This window comes from Pseudomonas sp. MC6 (assembly GCF_054790575.1).
Genome location: NZ_CP186504.1, coordinates 2,088,911 through 2,114,389, shown reverse-complemented (window position 1 = coordinate 2,114,389; position 25,479 = coordinate 2,088,911). Strand labels below are relative to the sequence as shown.

Below are 25,479 nucleotides of genomic sequence, written 5' to 3'. Positions count from 1 at the left end.
GCCTGTTCTGGGAGGCGTGGCTGACGTGTAAAAGCGACAGCCTCTAAAAGTACCGACTCGGCACTTCCCCCAACACTTGCTTGAACACCGTCGCAAACGCACTGGAACTGCTGTAGCCCAAGTCCATCGCGACCTCTGTGACCGACTGACCTTTGCCCAGCATGACAATCGCCGCCAGCAGACAGGCTTGCTGCCGCCATTCGATGTAGCTGATCCCGGTGTGCAGTCGAAAGTGTCGGGTGAAGGTGCGTCGACTCATGCCAGCACGTTGCGCCATGTCGTCGATACCGACCTCCAGCGAAGGCTGTTGCAGAAACGCGCGGCACACCATTGCCAGTCTAGGTTCTGCCGGTAACGGCGCATTGAGCGAAAGCGCCGGCATGCTGGCGATTTCATGCAGCAGCAAGCCCATCAAATGGCCGTCATGCCCTTGAGTGGAATAGCGCGCGGGTACATCGATGGCTTTCAACAGCAAATGGCGCAACAACGGTGACACCTCCAGCACCTGACAGTGCCCCGGCAGTTCGAGGCGCTGCGCCGCTTGTTTGCGGATATAGGTGTTGTGCAGCTTGACAGGCCCGCGCATTTGCATGGAGTGCGGCAGTTGCGCGGGTACCCAGATGCCGCGTTGCGGCGGCACGACCCAGTTGCCGTCATCGGTAAAAACGGTGATGACGCCGCTGGCCGCGTAGGCAAATTGGCCGCGCTGATGATCGTGCAGTGGGAACAGCGTGCCGTCCGCGTAGTCAATGGCAGTCACGACGGCATCGCGCGGGGTGTTCTGATAGGGATGGCTGGAGATTTCTCGCATGGCCCGATTCTAATGAAAGTTGGCCTGTGACTGAAAGCAGGCCATGCAGATTGCCGGCATATTTCTCCGCGCCCGAGTACTTCCGCTCGGCGCCGGGAAAGATTGACCATGCAAAAGAAGCATCTTGTACTCGCCGTTCTGGTGACGGCTGTCTGGGGATTGAATTTCCCCGTGACCAAACTCGGACTGGCCGCTATCGACCCGCTGTTGCTGACCGCGCTGCGTTTCACGTTGGCTGCATTGCCCTGGGTGTTTTTCGTCGAGCGTCCACGCGTAGCGTTCCACTGGCTGGCTGCTTACGGATTGATTTTCGGTGTGGCGATGTGGGCGTTGATCAACCTTGGTATTGCGTGGGGCGTGCCCCCCGGAACGGCATCGTTGCTGATCCAGGTCAGTGCATTTTTCACCTTGGGCTGGGGCGTGGTCTTCTTCGGCGAGCGCCTGGGACGGCTGCAATGGCTTGGCACTCTGCTGGCCGCCGCCGGCCTGATAGGCATCGTACTGAGTCGCCCCGGCGACGCATCAACGGCGGGTTTGGCGTTGGTCATTGGCAGCGCCGTGGCGTGGAGCATTGGCAACGTCGTGATCAAAGTCTCGAAGGTGCGGGAGATTTTCGCATTCGTGGTGTGGGCGAGCTTGTTTCCTCCGATCCCGCTCATGCTGCTGACGTGGCTGCTGCATGGCTCGGCACCGTTCACGGCATTGCCGTCGCAGCTCAATGCGATAACCGTGTTTTCACTCGCGTTTCAGGTCTACGCCGCGACGCACTTCAGTTACTGGGGATGGAACCTGCTGTTGCGCGAATACCCGATGTCGCGAGTGGCGCCGTTGTCGCTGTTGATCCCTGTGTTCGGGATCTTCAGCTCGATGGCGATATTCGGGCAATTCCCAAGTCCGGGCGATTGGTTTTTGATTTTGCTGGTGTTACTGGCAATCGCCTTGGGATCAGGGCACCTGCACGCAATGTTTCTTCGCCTTCGTGTGCGCCATTGACCGTTCAGTAGTTGATGCGACCCATTGTGCCTTGGACAGACCGTTGGAGAATGCAGAGGATTTTCGCCAGGCGAGAGGGATTTCAGCTTTCGCTGGTTTCGACTGGCTCTGCGGCTTCAGCTTCCAGTTTCGCCCGGTCAGCCTTGCTGATGTACTTGGGCTTTTTCGGCGCGAGTTTGGCGCTGGCCTTTTTGGCCTTTTCCTTGAATAACTGCTTGAGTTTCTTTTGACGATTCATGTTTTCTGTCCGGCCTACAAGTTTGAATAGCGACTAGCGAAGGGCGTAAACGTATGCATCAAGGGGCGATCCACAAGATATGCACTTTGCCCTCAAAAAGGCCGCGAATCCTGACGTAAGCTTCCGTCCAAGGCAATGCCAATTCTTCACATCGCGATAAAGTCGCGCACAGCCTTGATGGTCGGCGCCGGGGCTTCTTCCATCAACCAATGTCCTGCCGCCGGAATCACCACCTCGGTGACGTTGTCCGCAGCATTGCGCATGACGATCGCTTCATTGTTGCCGAAGGACTTTTCACCGCCCACGGCCAGCACTGGCATGCTCAAGTGTTTGTGCAGGACGGGGGCGTTGTCGAGGGCGTCCTGACGAATGCTGCGAAACTGCGCGAACGCGGCGTGCATGGCGCCAGGGCGGGCGTAAAGCCTGGCGTAGTGCTGGCGGGTGCCCTCATCGACTTTGGCCGGGGTGCCGGCGAACTCGTTCCAGAAGCGGTCGAGGTAGATGCGCTCGCGTCCAGCCACCAGACGCTCCATGTCCGCACCGCCAAAGTCGAAGTGCCAGAGCATCGGCGAACGAACGATATCGTTCCACGGTGTGATACCGGGCACGGGCGCGTCCATCACCACCAGGCGCTCGGTCAGTTCGGGATAGCGCGCGGCATAGGCGAACGCGACCATGGTGCCGATGTCATGCCCGATGACCACCGAGTGCTCGATCTTCAGCGCGCTCAACACCTGACGAATGTCGCCGGCCTGGGTCTTCTTGTCGTAGCCGTCCGCCGGAATCGAAGACAAACCCATGCCGCGCAGATCCGGCACCACCACGGTGTGATCGCGGGCCAGATCCGCCGCCAGCGGCGCCCACATGTCGCCGGTATCACCGAAGCCATGCAACAGCACCACGGCCGGACCCTTGCCACCGACCCGCACATGCATTGTCGCGCCTTCGACCTTGATGTCCTGAGTGTGGAAGGTCGGCGGGAAGGGGACGACGTCGGCATAAGCCTGGAAACTCAGGGCAGTAAGGGCGAGGGCGGCCAGTAGCGGACGAGTCATGACGAAGTCTCCGGGCGTAGGGGGAATGGAGAGAGCGTAGACGTATCGATCAGGGCTGGCGGAGTTTCATTCAGAAGCGAACGCTGCCTCGATAAACGCCCCCAGCGCCTGCTCTTCAAGAATCTCGATCGAGAAATGTCCGAAGCGTTTCGGCAGCCAGATGATGCGCGTTCCGGACGGCGATTGCAGGTTCTCGCGAGTCAGCGGCTGGCCGTTTTCGTCCTCCGGCTGAACCCCGCTGGCGAGCAGTTCGTCGTAGGCCAATTCGATATCAGGGGTCGTGTAGCAATGGCGGTAAATCATGCCTTCGCCAACCGTATCCAACAAATCCTTGAGATTGCCCGTCAGCGGCTGGACCAGCATGAAGCGTTCCTGACCGATCAACGCGACGGCATAGCGTACGTGCAGGCCCCCGCGATTCCATATCTGCGTTGTGGAGATCCGCGCCTGCAGTATCTGCGCGTAATAGGCACAAGCTTGTTCAAGGTCTTTGACCAGTACGTCGATGTGGCTGAACTTCAAATCCATGAAATAGCTCCTGTCGGGCGGTGTCGATGGGCCGGGCTGTCATCGACGAACGGTCAGCCGGAATAAACTAAGCTGATGTGTAACGTCAAGATGACACAGGAGCAACCCACCATGAAGGCGCGCCGCATGATCAAGTCACGCAGGTTGATTGCAACGGTTTCTTCGCTGGCGCTGGTTTTCAGCTCGGCGATGGCATTGGCCGATCCCGGCAACGGAAAGGGGCAGGGCAATGGCAAGGGTAATCCGCAGAACATGCAGGGCCACGGTAACCAGAAAGGTAATGGCAACAAGGGCAACAACGCTGGGGGTGACTGGAGTCATGGCCCAAGCATCGATCGCGGCAATGTGCTCGGAATTGTTGGCGGCTACCGCGACTACTGGAGCCCGGGCCCCGCGCTGCCGCCGGGCATCCAAAAGAACCTTGCACGCGGCAAACCGCTGCCGCCCGGGATCGCGAAAAAGCTCGATGGACGCCTGGTAGGGCACCTGCCGCATTACGATGGCTACGAATGGCAGCAGGTGGGCACGGATCTGATCCTGGTCGCGCTGGCAACCGGGCTGATTTATGAGGTGCTCAACGGCGCATTTGATTAAGCCGTAGCGCTGAGCCACGGTCGCCGTCAGCTGTTATTGATGTGCGATTGAATTGCTGCAAAATACGCAGCAATGATCTGCATGTTGAGGGTCTTGTTCGTCGACTCATCGGTTATCAGACTGGAACCACTGACGTTGAAGCAACTTCCAGAAAGGAGAGATAACCATGGTTTCCGTGATCCGGCTTGAGCAGTTTGGCAATCAAGACGTACTGCAAATGCAGATAACCGATTGGCAGGCACCAGGGCCCGGTGAAGTCTGGCTTGAGCAGGAAGCGGTAGGTGTCAACTTTCTCGACGTGACCCAACGCAAGGGCGCGGTCGCGGTTCCTCTGCCTTCCGGCCTTGGACTGGAGGGCGCGGGACGTGTGGCTGCGATTGGTGCAGGTGTGAGCAACATCAGCGTCGGGGATCGTGTCGCCTACGCCACCGGGCCATTGGGGGCTTACGCCTCGGCGCGGCTCTTCCCCGCTGAGCGCCTGGTCAGAATTCCTGACTCCTTGTCATGCGATGAGGCAGCCGCAGTCATGTTCAAGGGCATCACCGCGCAGTACCTGTTGAAATCCACTTATCCCGTAGGGCCGGGTACCACCCTTCTGCTTTACGGGGTGGCGGGGGGGGTGGGGGCGATCATGGCGTCATGGGCCAAGCATCTGGGAGCGACGGTGATCGGTGTCGTGTCGAAGCAGGCCAGTGTCGAAAAAGCTCGGGCGTCGGGTTGTGATGAGGTGCTGGTGTTCGACGCCGAGACCCTGGCAGCGGACGTCGCGCGACTCACCGATGGACAGAAGGTCGATGTGGTGTATGACCCGATCGGGCGGTTGTCTTTTCAGGCGTCACTGGACAGCCTGCGTCCACGTGGTTTGATGGTGTCGTTCGGCGCCTCATCCGGTGCGCCGGCAGCGGTGGAACTGGCGACACTCAACAGCAAGGGCTCGCTGTTTTTGACGCGTCCCTCACTGGCCGCGCACACGGCAACGGTCGCTGAGTATCAGGCGCGCGCGCAAGATGTTCTGGCCGCTGTCGCAGCCGGTATTATCCAACCGCATATCTGGGCAAGCTATCCATTGGCCGATGCCGCGTTGGCCCATGCCGACCTGGAATCGGGCCGATCTTCAGGGGCGATCATTCTAAAACCATGAATCTCGATGTTTTGAGCAATCAGCACGGCGACGAAATCGCTGCCTTCCTCGCCGTCGCCTCGCAGGATTCCTTTGCCGCGGCGGGGCGGCTGCTGCAACGCCATCCGACGATCATCTCCAAGCGCCTTGCCGCCATGGAGCAACGCCTGGGTGTTCGCCTTGTCGAGCGCTCGACCCGCCGGGTGCGCATCACCGAGGCCGGCGCCCAACTCGAACAGCGCCTGCGCTCCGCCGTTGAGCTGATGAACGACGCGCAGCAGCAAGCGGCGCAGGGTGCCGGCGAAATTCGCGGCACGTTGCGCCTCGCATTGCCGGCTGCCATGGGCCGCCTCTGGCTGGGGCCGATGTTGCCGGAGTTTCTCAAGGCGCATCCGCAGGTCTCGATTATTGCCGACTACAGCGAGGGGCTGGTCGACATCATCGAGCAGGGTTTTGACGCCGCCATTCGTATTGGCGAGCTGGAGGATAATCGGTTGATCGCGACGAAGCTTTGCGACCACCGGCGGATTCTATGCGCCTCGCCAGCCTATCTCCAGGCGCATGACGTGCCCGCAACACCTGAGGATTTACTTCAGCACAACTGCCTGCGCTTCAGTGGGTTGGCCTCTTTTCCGCTGTGGCGCCTTCATCGTGGTCATGAACTGCAAACCGTCAGCGTCAAAGGCAACCTGACCGCCAGTGACAGCGAGTCGCTGCTTGCCGCTGCCCGAGCGGATGCCGGCATTCTGGGCGCGGGAGACTGGTTGATGAGCCGTGATATCGCCGCCGGAAAGCTGATTCATGTCCTGCCTGACTGGCAACTCGACAGCGCTGGAGGCGTTTATCTGGTCAGACCTTCGGCGCGGTTTCCAACGGCGGTGGTCGTCGCGTTCAAGCAATGGCTCGAAGAGAAGTTCGCGCCCGCGCCGCCGTGGGCTTTTTGAAAACCGGCAGTGGTGCGTGCTGATGGCGCGAGTGGCAGCAGACTCCAGACTGCACCGCTGCGCGCCAACAGGGCGATCAGACGATTCTCAACGCGCTCAGCACGATCAGTGATTGCTCGGCAAATGCCTGGGCCTGTTCGGTCAGCGCGGCGATGTTGGCTTCGGCGGTGGTCAACGCTTTGCCGTCCTTGACCAACACTTCGTTTTGTTCGGCGATGACGCTCCACGCCAGTTGCGCCCACTCCGCCGGGTGCTGCTTGCCCTGACGGATCGCAATCAGGAACAGTTGCTGGAAACGACTGACGGTAACGCCGCCACCGGTAACCGGGCTACTCAGCACCTGAATGTCGGCGTTGAGCAGCGCGCGCTTGCACAATTGCAGGTTGAACGCGGCGCAGCGTTCGTACACCAGCGCCTCGGCGGCTTCGCTCTGGCACGGGGCTACCGCGCCCATACTGACCAGGATGGCGATGGCCTGTTCGAGATCGTCATAGGCCATTGGTGACACCGCATCGAGCAACTGCTGCATCGTTTTGGCTTCATACGTCTGGCCGGCGAGTGCATCGAGGACCGGGCCATAAATTTCCGCTTGCAGTGATGCTTCGCCAGCCGGGCCGGTGACGCTGGACGCTACGTTTTCTGTCGGTTGCATCAGGACAAAACGCGTACTGAGCATGCGCGACCGGCGCTCGGTCGCGCTGAGTCGGTTGGCACCGCGCACGTACAGGTCGCGACGGAAAGCCTGGTTGACGAAGTAGTCACGCGCCTGCTCGCGCATCACCGGGTGTTCGATCCCGTCGAGAAAGGCCAGGCCTTCGGCGCTCAGGTTGAGTACGTCGACCGAATCCAGCGGCACCGCCGTCGTAACGTAATCGAGCTTGGCCGGGGCCAGCGCATCGACCATGTCGGCGAAATACATGCAGTTCCAGTCGCGATTGAAATATTCGTGGGCGACGTATTGGCGATCCTGACCTTTGATGGTCTGCAGGCGCGCGCCCAGGCTTGGCGCAGCAATGGCGTACTTGGGGTTGGCCGCCAGCAGCGCTTCGGAAAACTGCAACGCGGCATCGATGCGCTGATCCGCCCGCGTCGAGTGATTGGCAAAACGGTCGTGCAGGCTGAACAACTGGCGCAACGGCGCTGCAGGCGACCAGCCCGGGAAGGCGTTGTAGCTGACGTACAGATGACCACCCGGTTTGAGGTGGCGGCGGGCGAATTCGACAATCAGCTTCTGGTTGTCACGGCTGACCCAGGTCCAGATGCCATGCAGGCTGATGCTGTCGAACTGCGGCAGATCATGACGCGCCAACAGTTGCTCGAAGCTGTCGTCATACAGCCGCGCACCGTTGTTGCCGAGCGCTGCGAGTTCAATGGCATGGGCCGCCTGACCGGGGTGGAAGTCGGTACCGACGAAGCCTGCCGGGTTGGCGGTGGCGTGGATATTGATCGACACACCCTGACCAAAACCGAGTTCGCAGTGATAGCCGTCGGGATTGTCCAGACCGGCAAAGCCGCGCAACAACAGGCAGTAACGCTGGAAAACCGGATTGATTTCCCGGCTATAGCTGTAGGTGTAGCCTTCGTCGGTGAAATAACCTTCGTTCCAGGCATTGCTCATGGGTGCAGCCTCTTGAATCGTCATTGAAAGTAGCTTTATACGGGACGGACTTGCATCGTTGAAACCTCTCGCCGTCCACACAGGATGTTGTCGGCAGGATAGGACCGTTCGATAGGGGGCATGCGGATATTTCGCCGGGGTTATTGATGATCGGACCTGGGCGCTCCTGACAAACGCACGCCCATCTCAAAGGCGCGGGTCTCGAAGCCGAACTCGGCATACATGCGCACCGCGCGCTCGTTGAATGGCCAGACCGTCAGGCGCAAGTCCTGTGCATTCTGCTCGATGGCCCAGTCCTTGATCCGTTGAATCAGCGCGCGGCCAATGCCTTTGCCCCAGAACGGCTCGGCGACACACACCGAACCGATGCGAACAACATTCTGCGGTTGCATCAACGGCCCGGAACTGGCGGACAGGTTGGCCGTAATGAACGCGACGGGACGGTCACCGGCGCTGGCAATGAAGACGATCTGACCGGGCTTCTCGAAAACACCAGACCAGTGCGGCAAGTCGCGGACAAAATCTTCGGTCGCGGCGGCGTAGATATCTGGGCGGGCGGCGTGGTGAACCGAATTGAGCAATTGGCCTAGTTCGCACATCGCCAGAGCATCTTCGGCGGTGGCGGTTCGGTAGGTAATGACTTCTTCCATGAATGGCGCTCCTGTGTTGTTCGGCAATCGTAGCGTTGCGTCAGGGTAAAGCTCAAATTGCTCGTTCACCCAAGCGTTCTACCAGTCTGATCAGATACCCATCGGGATCCTGAACGATGAATTCACGTTGGCCGACTTCAATGTTGTCAGCGCGATACCAAGTGTCTTGGCAATCACGGTAAAGCGCAAAACCTGCCTGCCCGAGAAGACGGATGATCGAAGCGACTTCGGCAACATCGATCTGCAGGTTGATGCCGCGTCCGAAGGGCTTGCTTAGCGGTGCCGTCAACCATTGGCCTGCATCTGGATCAACTTGTTCGAGCATGACCTGTGCGCCATTCAGATTCAGGTAGGCGAAACCGTCTTCGGGCCGCTGATAAGCGATGCTGAATCCCAGGCAAGACACCCAGAACCGCAGGCTGTCTTGCAGGTTGCTCACCATCAATTCCGGGACCAGTCTGTTGCGTTCGAGCATGAGGTGACTTCCGTTTCGAGTTGTAAACTGTGATCAAAGTCGATCGGTTGAATCCTTCGTAAGCGTCGTATCCTGCGGTAAACCGGCTGAATAAAACATCCCGGCGGCTATCGGCATTTCACCGAGAACGTCCGAAGCAGGGTGCACCTGGGTCGCTTTTTCAGGAAAATCTGTGCATTGAATGTTTTTACGTCAGGCGAATAATCGAGCGCTCGAAACCTTTTGGAATGAGCACTGTATGGAAGTTTTCCGCGTTGATTCTGACGACATCTATCGTTTACGGACGGCTGCCTCAAGGAGTCGCCCATGAGCCTGCATACCCGCACCAAACGCCTGACCGTGCCGCAACTGGTCGCGATGAAAGGCAAACAGAAAATCGTCTCGCTGACGGCGTACTCCAGCAGTATCGCCAGACTGATCGACCCGATCGTCGACTTCATTCTGGTCGGCGATTCCACGGCCATGGTCGGTTATGGCCGCGCCTCGACGCTGAGCATGCAGCTCGAAGAAATCATCGGCCACACGCGGGCGGTGGTCGATAGCACGCGCCTGGCCTGTGTGGTGGCCGACATGCCGTTTGGCAGTTATCAGGAATCCAGTGAACAGGCCTTTCGCAATTGCGCTCAGGTGCTGGCGCGGACAGGTTGTGATGCGGTGAAGCTGGAGGCCAACAAGACCTTGGCGCCGACGGTCGAGTTTCTCGTGGCGCGCGGGATTCCGGTCATGGCCCATGTCGGGTTGATGCCGCAGTTCGTCAATGTCATGGGCGGTTTCAAGGCTCAGGGCCTGACGGCTGAAACCGGTGCAGTGATTGCCGAAGATGCCCGGGCCAATCTAGAGGCAGGCGCTTTCGCTTTGTTGCTCGAAGGTGTGGCCGAGGGCGTGGCGCGGCAGATTACCCTGGAGTCGAAAATGCCCACCATCGGCATTGGCGCCTCACCGGCCTGCGACGGGCAGGTGCTGGTCACCGAAGATGTGCTCGGCCTGGGCGGTGAGCATCTGCCGCGTTTCGTCAAACGCTACGCCGATGTCGGCGCAGTGATCAGTGAGGCCTGCGCGCAGTTTGCTGAGGATGTGCGCCATGGGCGGTTTCCGGAAGCGCGGCATTGTTATGGGCTCTGATTACGCCGGATGTTCTGTGCCGATAGCTTGCGCCAGTTGTTTCACCGCGTGGCCGATGTCCTTTTCCCAGTCGAGGGTGTAGCTCAGGCGCAGGTGCTGCTTCCAGGCGCCTTGCTGGCTGAAGATTTCGCCGGGGGCGATGACGATCCGCTCGGCCAGCAGGCGCTCGAACACCCGTTGCATGTCGATCGCCCGCACAGCCTTGAGCCAGAAGCTCGCACCGCCCTGAGGGGCGACTACCTGCCACTGGCCGCTACCGTGCTTTTCCAGCAAGGTCTGCAGCTGTTGCATGCGCTTGACCAACAGTGCGCGCAGCATAGTCAGGTGCTGGTCAATGCGCCTGGAGTTGTAGAGTCTGGCAATCGCTTTCTGCCGCATCGGCGAGAGACGAAATCCGCGCTGCATAAACAGTCGATGAAATTGCGCGCTCTGCTGGCGACACAGCACGTAGCCGTACGGCGCTTCGCCGCCAATGATCTTGTCGAACGTCGAGAACACCAGCAGCTTGTCCGGGTTGGCAAAATCGCGATAGCGCGCGGGAGAATCGGAGAAACACAACTCGCCCCAAGCATCGTTTTCGAACAGCCAGACATCGTGCTCGGCCAGCCAGTGACAGATCTGCTGTTTATCCTGTGCTGGCATCAACTGGCCTTGGGGAATATTCACCGTGGAGGACAGCACCGCCAGGCGCACCGGTTCGCGCGTGAGCAGTTCGTTGAACGCAGGCAAGTTGAAGCGGCCGTCTTCGCCGAGGGGCATCTCGATGACGCGGATGTTGGCAGCCTGCAATTGGCGCAGAATCGCCCATGAGCAAGGCGATTCCACCAGCGCTACGCTGCCGCCGAGGTTCAAGGCGCTGAGCGACAATTCCAGCACGCTGCGCAGGTCCGCGCCGATATACACCTGCTCGGCCTGCCAGTGGTCGTGAGTGGAGCGGGTATAGCGTTCAGCCAGGGCCGCGCGCAATTCGGGTTCACCTAGGGGCTGATAAAGCGGTGCGTGCGAGTGCGGGTATTGGCGGGTCAGTTCGCGCTCGATCGTCAACAGCGGACCTTGAAGCGACAACAGCATCGCCGGGGCATCGCTGCTCAGGGCCAGCATGGCCGGCTGACGGGCACTGGCGAAGACGTTGTCCAGCAGGCTGTCTGCGCTGCCTGTCACACGCGCCGCCGGTGTTGCCCGGGTGAAATAACCGAACCTGGCTTTGGCCTGGATTCTGCCTTCGTCCTCAAGCAGTGCATAGGCGTATTTGGTCGTCGACACCGAAACGCCAAGGCGCAGGGCCAGTTGTCGCAAGGACGGCAGTTTCTGTTCAGTCGTGCCACTTGAGGCCTCTATCAATCCGACGAGGTAGTGGTAGACATCCTGATAGGCAAATGACACGTCCTTGCGTAACGTCAATGCTGCGCTCCTTGAATGTCAGTGTGTCAGCGTCGGGTGCATTGAGGTTTTCGCACATCGGCCAGTTCAGCCAGAAACGCTGAAATCTGCTGGGGGCCGCGCACGTGAATGACCGGGATCTGCGGTCCGACGGTAGCACGTATTGCTTCAATGCTCGGGCGATTGATACGGTCAAAATTCCACACGTATTTCAGGAAATGCAGAAAGGCTCGGTTCAGACGCTCGGTGCAGCCCACCGGCAAATCAGCGCGTGGGCGATTCAGTGCGCTGCGCAGAATGACCCGCTTGATGCAGGTCAATCGTGGCGTATCCAGCCAGATAACCAGCTCGGCACGGGGCAGGCGCAGATCGAGGGTTCGCCGCGAATAATTGCCTTCGCAGATCCAGGCGTCGCCCGCCACGGCTTGGCGAACCCGTTCGCGGAACACTTCATTGTCCGGCTCTACCCAGTCCGGTTCCCAGAACAGCGGGTCGAGGTGAATCACTGGCAGACCCAGGCGCCTGCCCATCTCGCGAGCAAGGGTGGATTTGCCGCTGCCCGAGTTGCCCAGAATGACGATGCGTTGCATGTGCAAATCCCTTGCTGCAAAAAGCCGCCAAGTCTAAATCAAGCGCCTCCGCAATTCTGAAAAAAACGCTCTGGGCGGTGGGGGCCGAGTGGCAACCAGAAAAAAGCCCGGCGAAAGCCGGGCTCGTCAGCTTTCAACGGGTTAAGCAGCCATGTTTCCGGCGGCCATTTCCTTTTTGCAACTGGCCTTCATGGCCTCCATCTGCGCACCCAGTTCTTCAAGTTTTTCCTTGCCCAAGAGCTTTTTCGCCTGAGGAAACATTTCCGTTTCTTCCTCTTCGATATGGTGTTCAAGCAGTTCCTTGACCACTTTCACCCGACCGGAAAACTCCGGTGTGCCGGGGTCGGTCAGTTTCAGATCGGGCAGAACCAGTGAGTCGACGGTGCGGTGTTCTTCCTTGGCCTCGAAGTACATGACGTCCTGTTCCTTGCTGCCGGCGGCCTTGAAGGCGGGGTAGAGGATTTCCTCTTCGAGTCGGGTATGGATGGAAATTTCCATTTCCAGCTTGCCCAGCAGCTCGACACGTTTTTTCAGCGCGCGCTCGGTCGAGTCGCTCAGTTGGCTCAGGATATCTTTGACTTTGGCATGATCGGCTTTGAGAAGGTCGATGGCGTTCATGGGATTGCCTCTGCTGTCACGGAGTGGACACAGGCCGTTTTCTCACGGATCTGTGAATGCCCTGACTCAACCGCATTTGCCGTGCCAGTTCGTGGCAAATGTTCAAGCGCTATGGATCAAGGGCTTGCGCGGTCAGAGGCAAAAAGCCTTCGTGCAGGCTGCATGAAGCGGGGGGCGTAGGCATTGCAGATCACCGCTTCGCGTCAATTCATGGCCCGCTGATCCGAATGTGCGAAAGCCTTCTGAACTCGTTTTGGCGTTGCCCTGCCGTATGGAAACAGCAGCCATTTCACTCAAATGATCGAGGAACTCACCATGCGAGCAATGACCTATCACGGCGCCCATGACGTCAGAGTCGAAACCGTGCCGGACCCGAAACTGGAAGCCGCCGACGACATCATTCTGCGGGTGACGGCCACGGCGATTTGCGGCTCGGATCTGCACCTGTATCGGGGCAAGATCCCGACGGTCGAGCATGGCGATATCTTCGGCCATGAGTTCATGGGCATCGTCGAGGAAACCGGTTCGGCGGTGACCGCAGTGCAGCGCGGTGACCGGGTGGTGATTCCGTTCGTGATTGCCTGCGGCGACTGTTTTTTCTGTCAGCAGGAACTGTATGCCGCGTGCGAAACCACCAATACCGGCCCCGGCTCGGCAATGAACAAGAAAATCATCCCGCCACCCGCCGCGCTGTTTGGCTATAGCCGTCTGTACGGTGGAATCCCTGGAGGCCAAGCGGAACTGGTGCGGGTGCCGAAGGCCAATATGGGGCCGTTCAAAGTGCCGGGGACACTCTCGGACGAGAAGGTGTTGTTCCTTTCGGACATTCTGCCAACCGCCTGGCAAGCCGTGACCAATACTGGCATCGGTCAGGGTTCAAGCATTGCGATTTATGGTGCCGGACCGGTTGGCCTGCTCAGCGCGGCATGCGCGAAAATGCTCGGCGCCGAGCGCATTTTCATGGTCGATCACCACCCATATCGGCTTGACTACGCGCAACGCACCTACGGCGTGATACCGATCAACTTCGATGACGACGATGACCCGGCAGATACCATCATTCGCCAGACTCCGGGCAGTCGTGGCGTCGATGCAGTAATTGATGCCGTAGGGTTTGAAGCCAAGGGCAGCACCACCGAAACGATCCTCGCCACCCTCAAGCTAGAAGGCAGCAGCGGCAAAGCGTTGCGCCAGTGCATTGCTGCCGTGCGTCGAGGTGGGGTAGTGAGCGTGCCGGGTGTGTATTCGGGCTTCATCCACGGCTTTCTGTTTGGCGATGCCTTCGACAAAGGACTAACGTTCAAAATGGGCCAGACCCATGTGCAGCGCTACTTGCCCGAGTTGCTCGGCTACATCGAAACCGGCGCATTGCAACCCGAAGCGATCATCACTCATCGACTGTCCCTTGAGCAGGCCGCCGAGGGTTACAAGATCTTTGACAAGAAAGAGGAAAACTGCCGCAAGGTCATTCTGACCCCCGGCAGCAGTGAAGTGCCGCTGGCGCAGATGGAGGAGATGCCGCCGCTGGTGCCCGCCAGTTAAATCGAGCTTGAACAGCGGGGCGCTGCCGGTGGCAAGCCCCGCACGACAGCGAATGAATCAGGTTACGACGACGCGTTATGACTGACATGCTTGGGCCCCGCCAACGCCCAGGCAATCAAGCCGAACAGCGGCACAAACACGATCAGCACAATCCATACACCTTTGTTGCTCGATTTCCCCTCACTCTTGCGCACCCGATTGATGGCCCAGAGTTCGATTAGCAGAAGAACTGCCGCCAGTACGATCCACACGGTTTCGATTTGCATTGGCTACCTCCTGATGGTCTGTTCGTTAGGTGGCGTGCGGTGCGACGGGTTCATTTATTTTTCTTCAGTGCATTGAGCTGCCGCGTCAGTTGCAAGGCTACGCGGCCGCTGTTGAAAGTCGGCAGCAGGTGGGTGAAAGGGATCTCGATGATGCGGTTCTCGCGCACCGCGCGCAGTTGCGACAACACCGGGTCGTGGGTCAGCAGATAGCGTTTGCGCCTGGCGGGCGACCATTCGGCGTCGGCCAGCAGGATTACGTCCGGGTCGCTGGCCAGCAGGGTTTCGCTGTTGACGGTGACTCGATAGAGGTTGATGTCGGCGAACACATTGCGTGCCCCGGCAGCCGCCAGCAGCGGGGTGACAAACCCGCGTTGACCTTCGCTGTCGAGGCCTTTGACTTCGCTGTCGAGATAGAACACGGACAACGGTTTACCGGCACCGGCCAAGGCTCGGGCGCTGGCAAGGTCCTTTTCCATGGAGTCGATCAACGCTTGGGCTTTTTGCGGCTGGTGCAGCAGCTTGCCCAGCGTCAGCAGGTCATGGCGTACATGCGCGAAATAGTCCAGCGAGTGCCCGTTGCAGGCAGATTCCAGCAGATACGAACCCACGCCATTGCGCGCCAGTCCCGAGCGTGAGGTCACCCCGTCGCCGAACGCCGTGGCAAAACCGCCGATCACCAGATCCGGCTTCGCAGCGTAAAGCACTTCGCTGGCCGGGTACTGCCGCGCGATTACCGGCACGCCGAAATAATCGGCTTGCCGCTGACCGGCATCGTTGTCATCCAGATAGGCGACCCCGACCAACGATGACCCCGCGCCCAACGCCAACACAATGTCGGCCGCATGCTGGTTGAGCGCAACAATTCGCGAGGGTGGTGTTGTCGCAAAGTGCCAGTCCTCGGCGCAATTGCTGAAACTGTCGGCGAGCACTGGCGTTGAGCAGAGCAGGGCGCCAAGCGCCAACATAATCGATCTCATCCCCGCGCCTTGATCAGCAAATCCGCGACAATTTCACCGCCCACCAGATGCCCCTCGACCAGCCGCTGCACATCTTCATGGCTGTGCACGCCATACCAGCAGCGTTCCGGGTACACCGTCACAATCGGCCCCAGATTGCACGGAAACTGGCAGTGCGTGCGGGTCAGCAAGACGCCGCCTGGCGTCTCGATGCGATCGTGCGCCAGCAAATGCCGACGCAGGGTTTTCCATAACTGCAAGGCGCCGCGCTGGGTGCAGCGCGGGCCGGTGCAGAGGAACACATGGCGCGCATGCTCGGGCACGTGCGACCAGTCCGGGTGCGTGTCGACGCCGTCGACGGTTGTGATTTCACTCATCAGAAGCGGTACGTGTAGCGCACTTCGGTGGTGAACGGCCGGCCGAGGTTATCGACGTTGCTCGAACGGCTGGTGACGTAATCACGGCCGAACAGGTTCTCTACCAGCACGCTTACGCGGTGTTGGTGGACGTTGTCGAGGTAGCGATAAGCGTCGGCGTCGACCACTGAATAGTTGCCGTATTCGACTTGCTTCGAGCTTTTGATGTCGCGAATGTAGCGCATCGCAGCGCCGGCACCCCACAGGCGGTTTTCCGATTCATAACCCACCCGCGAGCGGGCGAAAAAGCTTGGAATGTCGTTGATCGTCACACCGGTGCGCGACTCGGTGAGGTTGCGCGTCATGTCCGCTTGCAGGCTCCACTGATCGTTGAGCGCCAGTTTGGCGTCGGCCTCGAAACCGCGCATCTGGATCGTGCCTTCACCGTTGACCCACTGAATGCCGTCGAGGGTGATCAAGTCGTCGATCTTGCGTTTGAACAGGGTCACGCTGGCGCTGAATTCGCGATCGAGCAAGAAGCCTTTGTAGTCGACACCGAGTTCAACGTTGCGGCTTTTTTCCGGTTTGAGATTACGGTTGCCGATCTCGTCGCCCGGTTCGTTGACGAACAGTTGCTCGGCGTTCGGCAGTTTGTAAGCGCTGCCGTACTGACCGCGCACCGACCAGTTGTCATTCAGATCGTACAGCGAAGTGAGCATGCCGACCGTGGCACTGTCGCCGCCGCTCATGGCTTCATGACGCACGCCGATGCTCGGGTGCCAGTCGGGCAGGGCGTCGATCTGCGGGCGCAATTGCGTGTAGAACGCATGGGCTTCAGCCTTGTCGTTGTCGATGATCAGCACATCGTCCTGGCCCTTGAACCACTGGTTGTCGGTGCCGAACACCAGCACATGGCCGCCGGGCAGTTCAGCCTTGCCTTCGGCCTGCACACCCCAATCGGTGAAGCCCCAATAGTCGTTGTGGTTAATGACTTTGGTGCCACCGCCGACGACGTTGTTGACCCGCGTGTAGCGCGTGTCCCAGTCGTTGATATGCCCTTTGACAAAGTAGCTCAGGCGCTCATTGATGGTCTGCTCGAAGGTCGCCGTGGCGATCTGTTGCACGCGGTCGTTGGTGGTGTTGTGGTTGTCGACCGGGCGGGCGAAGTCGAGGTTGGCGTCGGCGTATTGGTAGAACAGTTCCAGCCGCGCATCCTCGCCGAACGACTGAATGGCCTTGCCGCCAAACGTGGTGACTTCGTAGGCGCGGCGCTTCTCGCTGATGTTTTTCATGTCGCGGTTGCGATAGGGCTGGTAACCGTCGGAAACGTTGTGGCTGACATACGCCAGCAGACCGAGATCGCCGAAACCGTTCGTGAAGATGTTCTCGACGCGCGCGTCTTCGGTGGTGCCGCCGAAACTGTCGGCGCCCAGATTCACTTCGCCAGAGGTTTTGCGCGATTGCGGGCTGCGGGTGACGATGTTGATCACGCCGGAAACGGCCTGAGTGCCGAACAACAGACTCTGGCCACCCTTGAGCACTTCGATGCGCTCGATAGCGTTGGCCGGCAGGGTGTCCAGATAGAGGCCGCCGTACAGGCGATTGTTCAATCGAACGCCGTCGAGCAGGATCAGCGTGTCGTCGTTGCGCCCGCCGAGCAGCGAATAGGTGCCGTAGTCGAACGGGCCGTTTTTCGGCGCTACGTACAAGCCGGGAATGAACATCTGCATGACGCGGCTGACATCGGCGCTGGGGCCGGCGCGTTCGATCTGCTCGCGGCTGACGATCTCGACCTTGCTGCCGAACTTCGCCATCTCGGCGACAGTGGTGGACTCCACCGACGGTGCAGAAACGATTTGCTGATTGAGTTCCAGCGGCGCGTCGTCGGCCAGCAGCAGTGGGCTGAACAGGCAGCCGCACAAAAGGGTTGGAGCAGAAGTGTTGAAAGGTCGAATCATTGTCTTCTCGAAAAGGATCTTCGCAGAAGAGCATGCAAGAGAAGGCATCGCGCACAGCCAATACCGGCCCATGCCCGCCCACCGCAGGATTTTGCCAAACGAAATTCCAGGCCGGTCTCCGGGCTCGCGCGTATCGAGGCTTTCACCTTCCCATGGCCGTCTGGCCACAGTGGTGTATCGAAAGCATCACGCGCATACCGTTGCGGGGGCAGCACCGGACTGGTTCGAAAAGAACGTACCGGTTTCCCGTTTCACCCCATGCACGGCGGCATGGGACACCTGAAACTGGCCGGCATCTGAACATTCGACAGACCGTTCGTCAACTTGCCGATGAGTGCTCCTCAATCTGGATCTGCCAGTACCACCTATGGACGCCTGAGCGATCGCTTTGATCTGAATGGCTTGCCGACGTTCGGCCCTATATCCTGCACGCCTGTGTGATGGAATGACTTAGGGAAGAATTGCATGCCGTTCAGGGTGATGGTGGTCGGTGGTTACGGAAATTTCGGCAGCATCGTGTGCCGGCATCTGGCGTTGATGCCGCAGATCGGCCTGGTACTCTCCGGCCGTGATCCGCAAAAATTGCAGCGCAAAGTCGATGAACTGAATGGTCAATCGGGCAATGTCTGCGAAGGCTGGTGCGGCGATGCCATGGGCGCCGATTTCAAAGACGCATTGCGGGCGCTGAACATTCAGTTGGTCGTCCACACCGGCGGGCCGTTTCAGGGGCAATCCTATGCCGTCGCCGAGAGCTGCATCGACGCGGGCGTGAACTACTGCGATCTGGCCGACTGCCGAACTTTCGTCAATGGCATCGACGTGCTCGATGCGCGGGCGAAACTGGCCGGCGTGGCGATTCTCAGCGGTTGCAGTTCGGTCCCAACGCTGTCGTCGGCAATCATCGATGAACAGCGCCAGCGCTTTTCCCGCATCGACTCGATCGAACACGGCATTTCCTCATCGGCGAAAATGCCGGGGCTGTCGACCATCGAAGGCGTACTCGCCTATGCCGGCAAGCCGATCAAACAGCTGAAGAACGGCAAGGTGCATGAAGTGTCCGGCTGGCTGGACCTGACCTTGCGCAAAATGCCGCAGATGGGCACCCGGCTGCTGGCCAACGTCGATGTCCCGGACATGGACATCTTCGCCAGCCGTTATGGCGCGCAGACCCTGAAGTTCAAGGCCGGCGCCGGGCTGAAACTCGGCGGCATCGCCAACGGCTTGCTGGCGCAGGCTCTCAAGGTGGGGCTGGTGCGCGACCATGCGCTGTGGGCCGGCAGACTGCATCGACTGGGCCTGCGCTTCGAGCGTTTCGGCGATGGCAAAAGCGCGATGTACATCGACGTTCGGGGCCTTGGGTTTGACGGCAAACCGCTGTCGATGACCGCGCAACTCACCGCCCTGAACGACAAAGGCCCGGAAATCCCCAGCTGCGCCGCCGTCGCCCTGGCAACAAAAATGGCTTCGGGCTACGTACCGGCCGCCGGCGCCCGACCGTGCGTGGGCGAAATCAGCGTCGCCGAGTACATGGCCGCGATCAACGACCCGGCCAACCTGAGTCTGGTCGTGAACTTCTCGGACGGGCAGCGCTGACATGCTCTACCTGTGCCTGAAATACCTGCACATCATCGCCGCGATTTTTTTGTTCGGTTTCGGCATGGGCTCCTACCTCTACCTGATCGCCGCCAGCCGCACGCGCAACCCGCAAGTGATCGCCCACGTCGCGCGCATGGTCGTCGGCTTCGACACGTGGATCACCACGCCGGCCGGTTTCGTGCAGATCATCACCGGTTATCTGCTGATGCGGCTTTCTGGGCTGAGCATGAGTACCGAGTGGGTGCTGATGTCGCTGATCATCTTCTTCTGCGTCGGCTCGCTGTGGTTGCCGGTGCTGCTGTTGCAGAAACGCCTGTGCGTGATGGCGGCGAGTGCGAACGAAGTGGGCGCGGCGCTGGATGAGCAGTATCAAGCCGTGTACCGGAAATGGTTCTGGATGGGCGTGATGGGTTTTGCCGGAATGTTTGTCATCGTGCTGATGATGGTCACGAAGATGACGCCGGTGCAGTTGTTCAGCTTTCTGGTGTAGGTGCTGCGGCTTTCAGGAAGCGCTGTTCATGGTCCGGAGTGGGTAGCAGGCAGGTGTCGTATTTACCGAACAGGCGATAGCGGTTTAGCGCGATACGGTCGTAGGCCCAGTCGCGCAGGCTGCGGGGGAAAACGCGCAGCAACTGCAACGGTTGCCAGCGGGCGGGTAATTGGCGGATGACTTCGAAGAAGGCGTCGGAACGTTCCCAGTAGTGGCGGTCGCGGATGACGGCCATGGTGTCGAATTGGTCGATGGGGAGGCCGGCCCATGCCAGAAGCTCCTGACCCTCGGGGGATTGCACGGCGGCCAGACGTACGCGGTGTTGGTGGTCGTGGCGGATCAGGAAGCGTGCCCAGCCGTTGCAGAGTTTGCAGACGCCGTCGAACAGGACCACGGATTCGCCGGGATTGAGGAGCGGGGCGGCGGTAGGGCGGGTTTTTGAGGTGGGCATGGGGTTGGGTTCGGGAGAGTCTGGAATGTTGCGATCATAGCCTTAGAAGTTGCTGTCTGCGAATGGCCGTACCTGGCAAGAACCGGCGGGGGGGGGAACTCATCGCTCCGTGACAAACATCAAGTCGGGCCAAGTCTCACGCCACGCTTTGGCTCGAATGCGGTCCAGAAACATGGCATGTTTTTCGATTCTGAATCGCTCTGTTGGCCGCACCACCAGCGAGAACAGATCTTCCAGCCCGAACGGCGCCAAAACCTCTATCTCATCGTGATGATCAAGTCTGGCAGCGACGGCGGTTGCGGTTTCGGGCCAATAGGTCATTGCATCGGCAGCGGAGCGATAGGGAGCATCGGCGTTGCGCAAGTGCATTCGAGCCTGATTTTTTACAGACCAGTTCAATTCGCTACAGAGGCTCGATAGTGTGCCTTCCAGTGTCGAATCGGTTTGCGCACTGGCACGTGCCGGGTCGAACCAGATGATATCGATATCTGCGCGCAGCGCTGAAGACTGGCGCTGATGCAGATGATCCCACACCAGGCTGCGCACGAAGCCGGCGCCAATCCAGCAGTCCGGCAAGTTCAGATCGCGAGCTATGCGCAGGATTTTCATCCTTACAGGATTCTGAGTGAGCAGGGTTTTTAGCTGTGCTTCGTGCTGCATTGGGGTTTTCTCATTGCGCTTGGTCATTTGATCTTGTCAAAGGTAGCCACAATCGTGCCATTCGATGAATGCTTTCGACTGTTTTTGGCCAGAAGCGGATCGTCGTGAATGTCCGCTTTCGGCCAATAGCAGCCAGTCACTAAAGGGTGCTTTCGACGGATTGTGTTGAAAAAGTCGGTTCTCCCAAAACATTCGAATATTGATGGATGAAAACACCTCTGTTGCGCGCTGTTACGTGAAATCCGAATACTGAACCTTCTGCCAAAAATTCAGATTTCAATCTCAGGCGGTACTTTTCTGGCGTGGAATTCGAAGCCGACTTTTTCAACAGAATCCACGCAGAGCGGACGTTCGCGGAGAGCAGTAAACAGCCAACAGTGGCTGATAACAGATCAGGAGATCCAGATTGGGTCATTGAAGGTGAGAAATCGATGAACAAGCCACTTAAAACCCCTAGGAAAAAGGATAGGTAAAAGAATATACCGGAGGTGTTTTCCTCAAAGATTTAGAGCCTGCCGCTTCTGTCTGCTGTGGAGCTTCCGGGGGGAGCGGGGACGCAAGTTGATGGATGCTGCGTCCCGAGAAGCGTATGTGCCGGCGCGAGACCTAGACATCGAAATCCCCTCCAGCACCGACAGTGGTGTACCGAGGGTCCCTGAGGTAGAGTGCGATTCAGGAGGCGCGCCCGTTCTGGCTGCGCCCGGATCCAGTGCTGAAGTAAGGAAACAACGCCTTGATCACCCTTACCATATTAGGCTTTCCGGATATCTATAACCGGCTGACTAATCTATATCCCACCAAACCTTGGCTTAAAGTTGTAGAAAATATTAGTAAACTATCAAAGCAGTTCGCTGGTCGCGGCGGCCAAGAGGAATTAGATAGCTCAGTCGCCTTTGGCCTGACGTTCTGGGAGAGGCATAAGTACGCACTAAGTACAGGTTACGAATGGAACACAATGTATCAGACTATGCTATTCGTTCAGCGGGTAGTAGAACTCTGCGAAGCTGTCGATCGTGGTGAGCCGGGGCCAAAGGAACTGAAAAAACGATTTGAGGGCGCATTCAAACTTTCTAGCGATATGCGTGCTTTGCAGTATGAGCTCTACATGGCCTATGTGCTGACGTCTAGGGGATGCACTATCGATTGGCCAGAAGAAAGCAAGGGTAAGGAGACCTTCGACTTATTGGTCTATCCGCCTGGAGGCTTAGAGCCCTTTGAGCTTGAGTGCAAGTCCTTCGCAGGCGATAAAGGATTCGCGGTACGCCTTGCTGACGGGCACCGTTTGATAGGTGCTTTGCTGGAAAAGATTTCGCTGGGAAGGCTTCTCCCAGCCAAGAAAGATTTCGCAAGCATCTTGACCATTGCCTTGACTGAATCCGTGCCCACGGACGAAAAGAGCTTCAAGACATTCGTTGTTAATCTAGCCAGCGAGATCGAAGCCAAGGGGAGCAATTTAGAAGGCATCGGTTTCTCGGTCACTGAAGATTTTTGTCCTCTGGTTGGCGACCCTATGGATGAGGACGCGTGTTTTAACGCTGCGCAGTCCCTACCTGGCTCAGTAGCCGCTTTCGTAGCGTGTCATAGCCCAGAAGACAGGTTGAAAGGTATTAGGGTTGTACACGCTGGAGATGTCCGGATCTGGACGGAAGTGGAGAAATTATCCAAGCGAGCCTTAAATAAACAGTTAACCGGTAAGCGTCCGGGCGCACTTGCCCTGCAGTTTACCAATGATACGATCGAACCTATTAATACCGCATTTGAGCCCCAAAACAAATATCGTCTTCTTTCAGAAAAACTGCTTACTAGAGATCATGCGCTGATGCTTATAGTTACGAATAGTGTCGAGCTATCTATTGAGAGTGTAATCATTCCGTACAGAATAGACGCCAATCAACAAGAACATTGCACGCTTGCGGTATTTTACAATGATCAGCTCGACTATCCGATAGCGCAGATCAAAGCTCTATTTGACCCCCGATGATACTCGGTTGGTGCCCCCATGCAGCCCATTGGTAGCAAGGGGCATATCCACTATGTAAGACGGGGCTTTGAGGAGCTTCGTCGGCTTGAACTAGAATTATTCCAGAGCGACCCCAAGGATTGGCATTGAGCCTTGCTCCCGGTTAAAGGTTCGGTCGTTACCGCTAATTATCGAGCGGCAGCTATGGGTCGAAATCGGACATTTACGAATGGCTGCTTATGGCCTTCAGCGACCGCTTGCGAACGTCCGCTTCTGGCCGAAAGCGGCAGCTGGCTAGCTCCGATGATGGATTGGGATAGGTAGCTGCCCAACTCGTCATATCCCTGCTCCCAAAGCTCCTGCGTAATTTACAAAGCAGCTATCGCGTTACTTAGCCCGCTGTCCTTACGAGCAGGTTAGGAGGTGCTAGCAGCGGAGCCCACCGAGGCGCGTCACAAAAAAAGCTGTGATTCGAGATTACACCCGGCGAGAATGTGAGATTTAAGCCAAATGAAAGGAGTCGAACCCGATGGCGGGATTTCATCAGCGAGAGTTCAGAATAGTCGCACTCATAGCTTTTTTATGCGGCGGGTTATGCTTAAGTTCATTCAGTTATGCTGCCACCGTCAAACAAGAGGCATTGGATCTTGCAACTTATAAAGATCTAACTCAAATTCGCTTAGATAACATTCGCGAAAGTATTCAAAAAGACATTCAGTCTCTCTCATCACGCTTAGAAATTCAAGATAAGCGGCTCGATACTCAGAACTCGCACATAGATCAAAATCTCAGCATCTTGGGGATACTGCTTTCTGCACTGGGTATTGCGCTACCACTAGCTGGTTTGGCTGGATACTTTTCGGTCTCACGTAAAGCTAGAAATGAGGCCAAAATAGAAGCTCAAAAAGAAGCTAGAAAAGAGGCTGAGGTCACCGCTAACGACTGGTTTCAACTACATGCACACGAACTGCAAAGCCGGTTAGACGCTCTGCAAAGTAAACTGCAGCAAATGGAAGGACAAGCGGAGGTCGGTTTCAATACACATATCCAGCGTGTACAACATGGTGCGGATTTAGCTATTAAAGAAATGCAATTGTCCGTGAGTGGGCAACATTCTTTTAAGAAAAATATTTCAGAGCTTGCCGCAACTGCGCTTTCTGAGGCAGCTATTGCGGCTAAAAACAAACCAGAGTCAGAGTATACGTTTAAAGATTGGAATAACAGAGCATTTGATGCTTACAGGGTGGGAGATAATGAACGCGCCGCAAGATTCTGGCGTGATGCTGCTGATGATAGCTCAGCGTCTCCAGAGCAAGTTGCACAAGCTCTCGCTAACGCCGGTTCCGCACTAACGGATTTAAAACAATATGACCAAGCGATTAGAATATATGAGGAGGTCATCCAGAAATTCGCAGTCACTGATAATCCTCTCTTGAGAAAATCAGTAGCAACCTCGTTAAATGGGAAGGCAACTTGTTTAGGGTTATTGGGGAAGCTTGAAGAGCTAAACCAACTCTTAGATATGCTAATTTCGCAACTTGAAGCAGATGACATGCTATCGCATGGCGAGGACATGGCACATGCCATGACTAATAAAGTTGTTGGATTAGGACTCCTGAAAAAACATCAAGAGGCGCTTGAGCTATGCGAGGTCTTCGAGAAACGATTTAATGACACAAAAACACTAGAAATACAAAGCCATTTAATTACGATACGCTGCAATAAAATCTCAAACCTATGGGATTTAAATCAAAAGCATGAAATTAATAGTGTTTATGAAGATACTCTTGCTCAGTTTGGAAGGTCAGAGGATTTAGAGATTAAGCAAGAGCTGGGGGATCTTAAAAGCGGTAAGGCATTCATCTATATGTGCGATGCTAAAGAACAATGGTCTGATGAAGAATTCAGGCAAGAAACTCTAAATAAAGCCGCAGTTCTTCTCGGTGAAGCATTATTGTTAAGGCCTAACGAGGGGTCAATTCTGGGAAATCAAGCATACTGTGAGTATCTCAAGTCTAATGATGCCGCAGACATTCAAGAAAAGCTGATTTATGCGCTTGATTTGGATGGTCAGTTTTTGTATGAGGGCACACTCAATGACCTCCTAATTCATCCAGTGCCCGAAAAAGATAACGCATTCCGAATATTACTGGATGACGCATGGGAAATAGTCAAGAACCGCCAGAACAAAAAAGGTTAACCATGTCGTATTTTGTACTTGGCTTTGATCTATCTGCCCTGCGTGTATATCTGAGCTACGCAACACTGAATACAGAGTCGAACCCACTACTTAGCCTTAAAGGCCGATTCAGGCCTAAAGGATAGTAAGCCCAACGTCAAACCGGCGATTCCATTGCTTCCCTGGACCACGAAGATATGGCCCTCCGGGCGATCGCCAAACCGCAGAAGTTCCGTCTGGCTCTTTCTGGCCGGAAGCTGTCGCTCACAAACGTCCGCTTTTGGCCGAAAGCAGACACAAAATACAACCTTGATCCCTTTGTGACAGCA

26 protein-coding genes and 1 riboswitch are annotated in these 25,479 nt (G+C 57.4%); of the genes, 10 read left to right on the top strand and 16 right to left on the bottom strand.

The window, feature by feature from the left end; translation table 11 throughout:
* Window positions 1-43: 43 nt before the first annotated feature.
* A complete protein-coding gene (locus ACOYXE_RS09505; protein WP_460928883.1) occupies window positions 44-811 on the bottom strand; it encodes an AraC family transcriptional regulator in 768 nt (255 codons plus the stop codon).
* 108 nt (window positions 812-919) lie between these two features.
* On the opposite strand from ACOYXE_RS09505, the gene ACOYXE_RS09500 reads away from it, so the two are divergent.
* Window positions 920-1,804 carry an EamA family transporter gene (locus ACOYXE_RS09500; RefSeq protein WP_160057564.1) on the top strand — a complete coding sequence of 295 codons (885 nt, stop codon included), beginning with the start codon at window positions 920-922 and terminating at the stop codon, window positions 1,802-1,804.
* Window positions 1,805-1,886: 82 nt separating this feature from the next.
* Here ACOYXE_RS09500 and ACOYXE_RS09495 read toward each other — a convergent pair whose 3' ends face one another.
* The 3 genes from ACOYXE_RS09495 to ACOYXE_RS09485 all read right to left on the bottom strand — a co-directional run bounded on the left by ACOYXE_RS09495 (window position 1,887) and on the right by ACOYXE_RS09485 (window position 3,625).
* Complete coding sequence (locus ACOYXE_RS09495; RefSeq protein WP_077572520.1) at window positions 1,887-2,042, bottom strand: DUF2986 domain-containing protein; 156 nt, start codon at window positions 2,040-2,042, stop codon at window positions 1,887-1,889.
* Between the two features lie 146 nt (window positions 2,043-2,188).
* A complete protein-coding gene (locus ACOYXE_RS09490; protein ID WP_160057565.1) occupies window positions 2,189-3,097 on the bottom strand; it encodes an alpha/beta fold hydrolase in 909 nt (302 codons plus the stop codon).
* A 66-nt stretch (window positions 3,098-3,163) separates the two neighbouring features.
* Window positions 3,164-3,625, bottom strand: a complete 462-nt coding sequence (locus tag ACOYXE_RS09485; protein WP_460928880.1) for a VOC family protein — start codon at window positions 3,623-3,625, stop codon at window positions 3,164-3,166.
* Between the two features lie 126 nt (window positions 3,626-3,751).
* On the opposite strand from ACOYXE_RS09485, the gene ACOYXE_RS09480 reads away from it, so the two are divergent.
* The 3 genes from ACOYXE_RS09480 (at window position 3,752) to ACOYXE_RS09470 (ending at window position 6,283) form a co-directional block, all read left to right on the top strand.
* Window positions 3,752-4,219, top strand: coding sequence for an anti-virulence regulator CigR family protein (locus tag ACOYXE_RS09480; protein WP_174244505.1), 468 nt, complete (start codon window positions 3,752-3,754; stop codon window positions 4,217-4,219).
* A 166-nt stretch (window positions 4,220-4,385) separates the two neighbouring features.
* Complete coding sequence (locus tag ACOYXE_RS09475) at window positions 4,386-5,360, top strand: quinone oxidoreductase family protein (protein WP_460928878.1); 975 nt, start codon at window positions 4,386-4,388, stop codon at window positions 5,358-5,360.
* The gene (locus ACOYXE_RS09470; protein ID WP_460928876.1) at window positions 5,357-6,283 is read left to right on the top strand and encodes a LysR family transcriptional regulator; all 927 of its coding nucleotides are present in this window, start codon (window positions 5,357-5,359) and stop codon (window positions 6,281-6,283) included. Before ACOYXE_RS09475 ends, ACOYXE_RS09470 begins: the two co-directional genes overlap by 4 nt.
* A gap of 76 nt (window positions 6,284-6,359) precedes the next feature.
* Here the strand turns inward: ACOYXE_RS09470 and ACOYXE_RS09465 are convergent, their stop codons facing one another.
* From ACOYXE_RS09465 to ACOYXE_RS09455, 3 genes are all read right to left on the bottom strand, one after another.
* Window positions 6,360-7,901: a class I SAM-dependent methyltransferase gene (locus ACOYXE_RS09465; protein WP_160057570.1), complete on the bottom strand. Its 1,542-nt coding sequence runs from the start codon at window positions 7,899-7,901 to the stop codon at window positions 6,360-6,362.
* 140 nt (window positions 7,902-8,041) lie between these two features.
* Window positions 8,042-8,551, bottom strand: coding sequence for a GNAT family N-acetyltransferase (locus ACOYXE_RS09460; protein WP_174244447.1), 510 nt, complete (start codon window positions 8,549-8,551; stop codon window positions 8,042-8,044).
* Window positions 8,552-8,603: 52 nt separating this feature from the next.
* Window positions 8,604-9,026 carry a bleomycin resistance protein gene (locus tag ACOYXE_RS09455; RefSeq protein WP_160057571.1) on the bottom strand — a complete coding sequence of 141 codons (423 nt, stop codon included), beginning with the start codon at window positions 9,024-9,026 and terminating at the stop codon, window positions 8,604-8,606.
* Between the two features lie 306 nt (window positions 9,027-9,332).
* Between ACOYXE_RS09455 and panB the strand changes: the two genes are divergently transcribed.
* Entirely contained in the window at window positions 9,333-10,148 is an 816-nt protein-coding gene (panB, locus tag ACOYXE_RS09450) for a 3-methyl-2-oxobutanoate hydroxymethyltransferase (RefSeq protein WP_460928873.1), read from the top strand.
* Here panB and ACOYXE_RS09445 read toward each other — a convergent pair whose 3' ends face one another.
* The 3 genes from ACOYXE_RS09445 to ACOYXE_RS09435 form a co-directional block, all read right to left on the bottom strand.
* Window positions 10,149-11,549 carry an aminotransferase-like domain-containing protein gene (locus ACOYXE_RS09445; protein ID WP_460928871.1) on the bottom strand — a complete coding sequence of 467 codons (1,401 nt, stop codon included), beginning with the start codon at window positions 11,547-11,549 and terminating at the stop codon, window positions 10,149-10,151.
* 26 nt (window positions 11,550-11,575) lie between these two features.
* Window positions 11,576-12,118 carry a P-loop NTPase family protein gene (locus tag ACOYXE_RS09440; RefSeq protein WP_460928869.1) on the bottom strand — a complete coding sequence of 181 codons (543 nt, stop codon included), beginning with the start codon at window positions 12,116-12,118 and terminating at the stop codon, window positions 11,576-11,578.
* Between the two features lie 141 nt (window positions 12,119-12,259).
* A complete protein-coding gene (locus tag ACOYXE_RS09435) occupies window positions 12,260-12,736 on the bottom strand; it encodes a hemerythrin domain-containing protein (protein WP_034155440.1) in 477 nt (158 codons plus the stop codon).
* Between the two features lie 315 nt (window positions 12,737-13,051).
* On the opposite strand from ACOYXE_RS09435, the gene ACOYXE_RS09430 reads away from it, so the two are divergent.
* Window positions 13,052-14,278 carry a zinc-dependent alcohol dehydrogenase gene (locus tag ACOYXE_RS09430; protein ID WP_160057575.1) on the top strand — a complete coding sequence of 409 codons (1,227 nt, stop codon included), beginning with the start codon at window positions 13,052-13,054 and terminating at the stop codon, window positions 14,276-14,278.
* A gap of 62 nt (window positions 14,279-14,340) precedes the next feature.
* Here ACOYXE_RS09430 and ACOYXE_RS09425 read toward each other — a convergent pair whose 3' ends face one another.
* The 4 genes from ACOYXE_RS09425 to ACOYXE_RS09410 are packed head-to-tail and all read right to left on the bottom strand — an operon-like array spanning window position 14,341 to window position 17,814.
* On the bottom strand, window positions 14,341-14,544 hold the full coding sequence (locus tag ACOYXE_RS09425; RefSeq protein ID WP_160057576.1) for a PLD nuclease N-terminal domain-containing protein: 204 nt from the start codon (window positions 14,542-14,544) through the stop codon (window positions 14,341-14,343).
* A 50-nt stretch (window positions 14,545-14,594) separates the two neighbouring features.
* On the bottom strand, window positions 14,595-15,521 hold the full coding sequence (locus ACOYXE_RS09420) for an ABC transporter substrate-binding protein (RefSeq protein WP_460928866.1): 927 nt from the start codon (window positions 15,519-15,521) through the stop codon (window positions 14,595-14,597).
* Window positions 15,518-15,877: a (2Fe-2S) ferredoxin domain-containing protein gene (locus ACOYXE_RS09415; RefSeq protein ID WP_160057578.1), complete on the bottom strand. Its 360-nt coding sequence runs from the start codon at window positions 15,875-15,877 to the stop codon at window positions 15,518-15,520. The genes ACOYXE_RS09420 and ACOYXE_RS09415 overlap by 4 nt, the downstream gene beginning before the upstream one ends.
* Window positions 15,877-17,814 (bottom strand): TonB-dependent receptor plug domain-containing protein, encoded by a 1,938-nt coding sequence (locus ACOYXE_RS09410; RefSeq protein ID WP_405123952.1) that lies wholly within the window; start codon window positions 17,812-17,814, stop codon window positions 15,877-15,879. Before ACOYXE_RS09410 ends, ACOYXE_RS09415 begins: the two co-directional genes overlap by 1 nt.
* Before the next feature lie 92 nt (window positions 17,815-17,906).
* A riboswitch (cobalamin riboswitch) is annotated at window positions 17,907-18,112 on the bottom strand.
* A gap of 167 nt (window positions 18,113-18,279) precedes the next feature.
* Between ACOYXE_RS09410 and ACOYXE_RS09405 the strand changes: the two genes are divergently transcribed.
* Window positions 18,280-19,407 (top strand): saccharopine dehydrogenase family protein, encoded by a 1,128-nt coding sequence (locus ACOYXE_RS09405; RefSeq protein WP_405123951.1) that lies wholly within the window; start codon window positions 18,280-18,282, stop codon window positions 19,405-19,407.
* Window position 19,408: 1 nt separating this feature from the next.
* Entirely contained in the window at window positions 19,409-19,900 is a 492-nt protein-coding gene (locus ACOYXE_RS09400) for a DUF2269 family protein (protein ID WP_405123950.1), read from the top strand.
* On the opposite strand, the gene ACOYXE_RS09395 is transcribed toward ACOYXE_RS09400, so the two are convergent.
* The gene (locus ACOYXE_RS09395; RefSeq protein ID WP_405123949.1) at window positions 19,884-20,351 is read right to left on the bottom strand and encodes a thiol-disulfide oxidoreductase DCC family protein; all 468 of its coding nucleotides are present in this window, start codon (window positions 20,349-20,351) and stop codon (window positions 19,884-19,886) included. The genes ACOYXE_RS09400 and ACOYXE_RS09395 overlap by 17 nt on opposite strands.
* A 99-nt stretch (window positions 20,352-20,450) precedes the next feature.
* Complete coding sequence (locus ACOYXE_RS09390) at window positions 20,451-21,011, bottom strand: nucleotidyltransferase family protein (protein WP_460929806.1); 561 nt, start codon at window positions 21,009-21,011, stop codon at window positions 20,451-20,453.
* Window positions 21,012-21,744: 733 nt separating this feature from the next.
* On the opposite strand from ACOYXE_RS09390, the gene ACOYXE_RS09385 reads away from it, so the two are divergent.
* Complete coding sequence (locus ACOYXE_RS09385) at window positions 21,745-22,992, top strand: hypothetical protein (RefSeq protein WP_460928862.1); 1,248 nt, start codon at window positions 21,745-21,747, stop codon at window positions 22,990-22,992.
* A gap of 508 nt (window positions 22,993-23,500) precedes the next feature.
* Window positions 23,501-25,171, top strand: a complete 1,671-nt coding sequence (locus ACOYXE_RS09380; RefSeq protein WP_460928861.1) for a hypothetical protein — start codon at window positions 23,501-23,503, stop codon at window positions 25,169-25,171.
* The last annotated feature ends 308 nt before the right edge of the window (window positions 25,172-25,479 follow it).

Excerpts from the sequence above, each read along its gene's own strand:
- ACOYXE_RS09505 (WP_460928883.1), bottom strand. The coding sequence starts at position 811 with ATGCGAGAAATCTCCAGCCATCCCTATCAGAACACCCCGCGCGATGCC.
- ACOYXE_RS09500 (WP_160057564.1), top strand. The coding sequence starts at position 920 with ATGCAAAAGAAGCATCTTGTACTCGCCGTTCTGGTGACGGCTGTCTGG.
- ACOYXE_RS09495 (WP_077572520.1), bottom strand. The coding sequence starts at position 2,042 with ATGAATCGTCAAAAGAAACTCAAGCAGTTATTCAAGGAAAAGGCCAAA.
- ACOYXE_RS09490 (WP_160057565.1), bottom strand. The coding sequence starts at position 3,097 with ATGACTCGTCCGCTACTGGCCGCCCTCGCCCTTACTGCCCTGAGTTTC.
- ACOYXE_RS09485 (WP_460928880.1), bottom strand. The coding sequence starts at position 3,625 with ATGGATTTGAAGTTCAGCCACATCGACGTACTGGTCAAAGACCTTGAA.
- ACOYXE_RS09480 (WP_174244505.1), top strand. The coding sequence starts at position 3,752 with ATGATCAAGTCACGCAGGTTGATTGCAACGGTTTCTTCGCTGGCGCTG.
- ACOYXE_RS09475 (WP_460928878.1), top strand. The coding sequence starts at position 4,386 with ATGGTTTCCGTGATCCGGCTTGAGCAGTTTGGCAATCAAGACGTACTG.
- ACOYXE_RS09470 (WP_460928876.1), top strand. The coding sequence starts at position 5,357 with ATGAATCTCGATGTTTTGAGCAATCAGCACGGCGACGAAATCGCTGCC.
- ACOYXE_RS09465 (WP_160057570.1), bottom strand. The coding sequence starts at position 7,901 with ATGAGCAATGCCTGGAACGAAGGTTATTTCACCGACGAAGGCTACACC.
- ACOYXE_RS09460 (WP_174244447.1), bottom strand. The coding sequence starts at position 8,551 with ATGGAAGAAGTCATTACCTACCGAACCGCCACCGCCGAAGATGCTCTG.
- ACOYXE_RS09455 (WP_160057571.1), bottom strand. The coding sequence starts at position 9,026 with ATGCTCGAACGCAACAGACTGGTCCCGGAATTGATGGTGAGCAACCTG.
- panB (WP_460928873.1), top strand. The coding sequence starts at position 9,333 with ATGAGCCTGCATACCCGCACCAAACGCCTGACCGTGCCGCAACTGGTC.
- ACOYXE_RS09440 (WP_460928869.1), bottom strand. The coding sequence starts at position 12,118 with ATGCAACGCATCGTCATTCTGGGCAACTCGGGCAGCGGCAAATCCACC.
- ACOYXE_RS09435 (WP_034155440.1), bottom strand. The coding sequence starts at position 12,736 with ATGAACGCCATCGACCTTCTCAAAGCCGATCATGCCAAAGTCAAAGAT.
- ACOYXE_RS09430 (WP_160057575.1), top strand. The coding sequence starts at position 13,052 with ATGCGAGCAATGACCTATCACGGCGCCCATGACGTCAGAGTCGAAACC.
- ACOYXE_RS09425 (WP_160057576.1), bottom strand. The coding sequence starts at position 14,544 with ATGCAAATCGAAACCGTGTGGATCGTACTGGCGGCAGTTCTTCTGCTA.
- ACOYXE_RS09420 (WP_460928866.1), bottom strand. The coding sequence starts at position 15,521 with ATGAGATCGATTATGTTGGCGCTTGGCGCCCTGCTCTGCTCAACGCCA.
- ACOYXE_RS09415 (WP_160057578.1), bottom strand. The coding sequence starts at position 15,877 with ATGAGTGAAATCACAACCGTCGACGGCGTCGACACGCACCCGGACTGG.
- ACOYXE_RS09410 (WP_405123952.1), bottom strand. The coding sequence starts at position 17,814 with ATGATTCGACCTTTCAACACTTCTGCTCCAACCCTTTTGTGCGGCTGC.
- ACOYXE_RS09405 (WP_405123951.1), top strand. The coding sequence starts at position 18,280 with ATGCCGTTCAGGGTGATGGTGGTCGGTGGTTACGGAAATTTCGGCAGC.
- ACOYXE_RS09400 (WP_405123950.1), top strand. The coding sequence starts at position 19,409 with ATGCTCTACCTGTGCCTGAAATACCTGCACATCATCGCCGCGATTTTT.
- ACOYXE_RS09395 (WP_405123949.1), bottom strand. The coding sequence starts at position 20,351 with ATGCCCACCTCAAAAACCCGCCCTACCGCCGCCCCGCTCCTCAATCCC.
- ACOYXE_RS09390 (WP_460929806.1), bottom strand. The coding sequence starts at position 21,011 with ATGCAGCACGAAGCACAGCTAAAAACCCTGCTCACTCAGAATCCTGTA.
- ACOYXE_RS09380 (WP_460928861.1), top strand. The coding sequence starts at position 23,501 with ATGGCGGGATTTCATCAGCGAGAGTTCAGAATAGTCGCACTCATAGCT.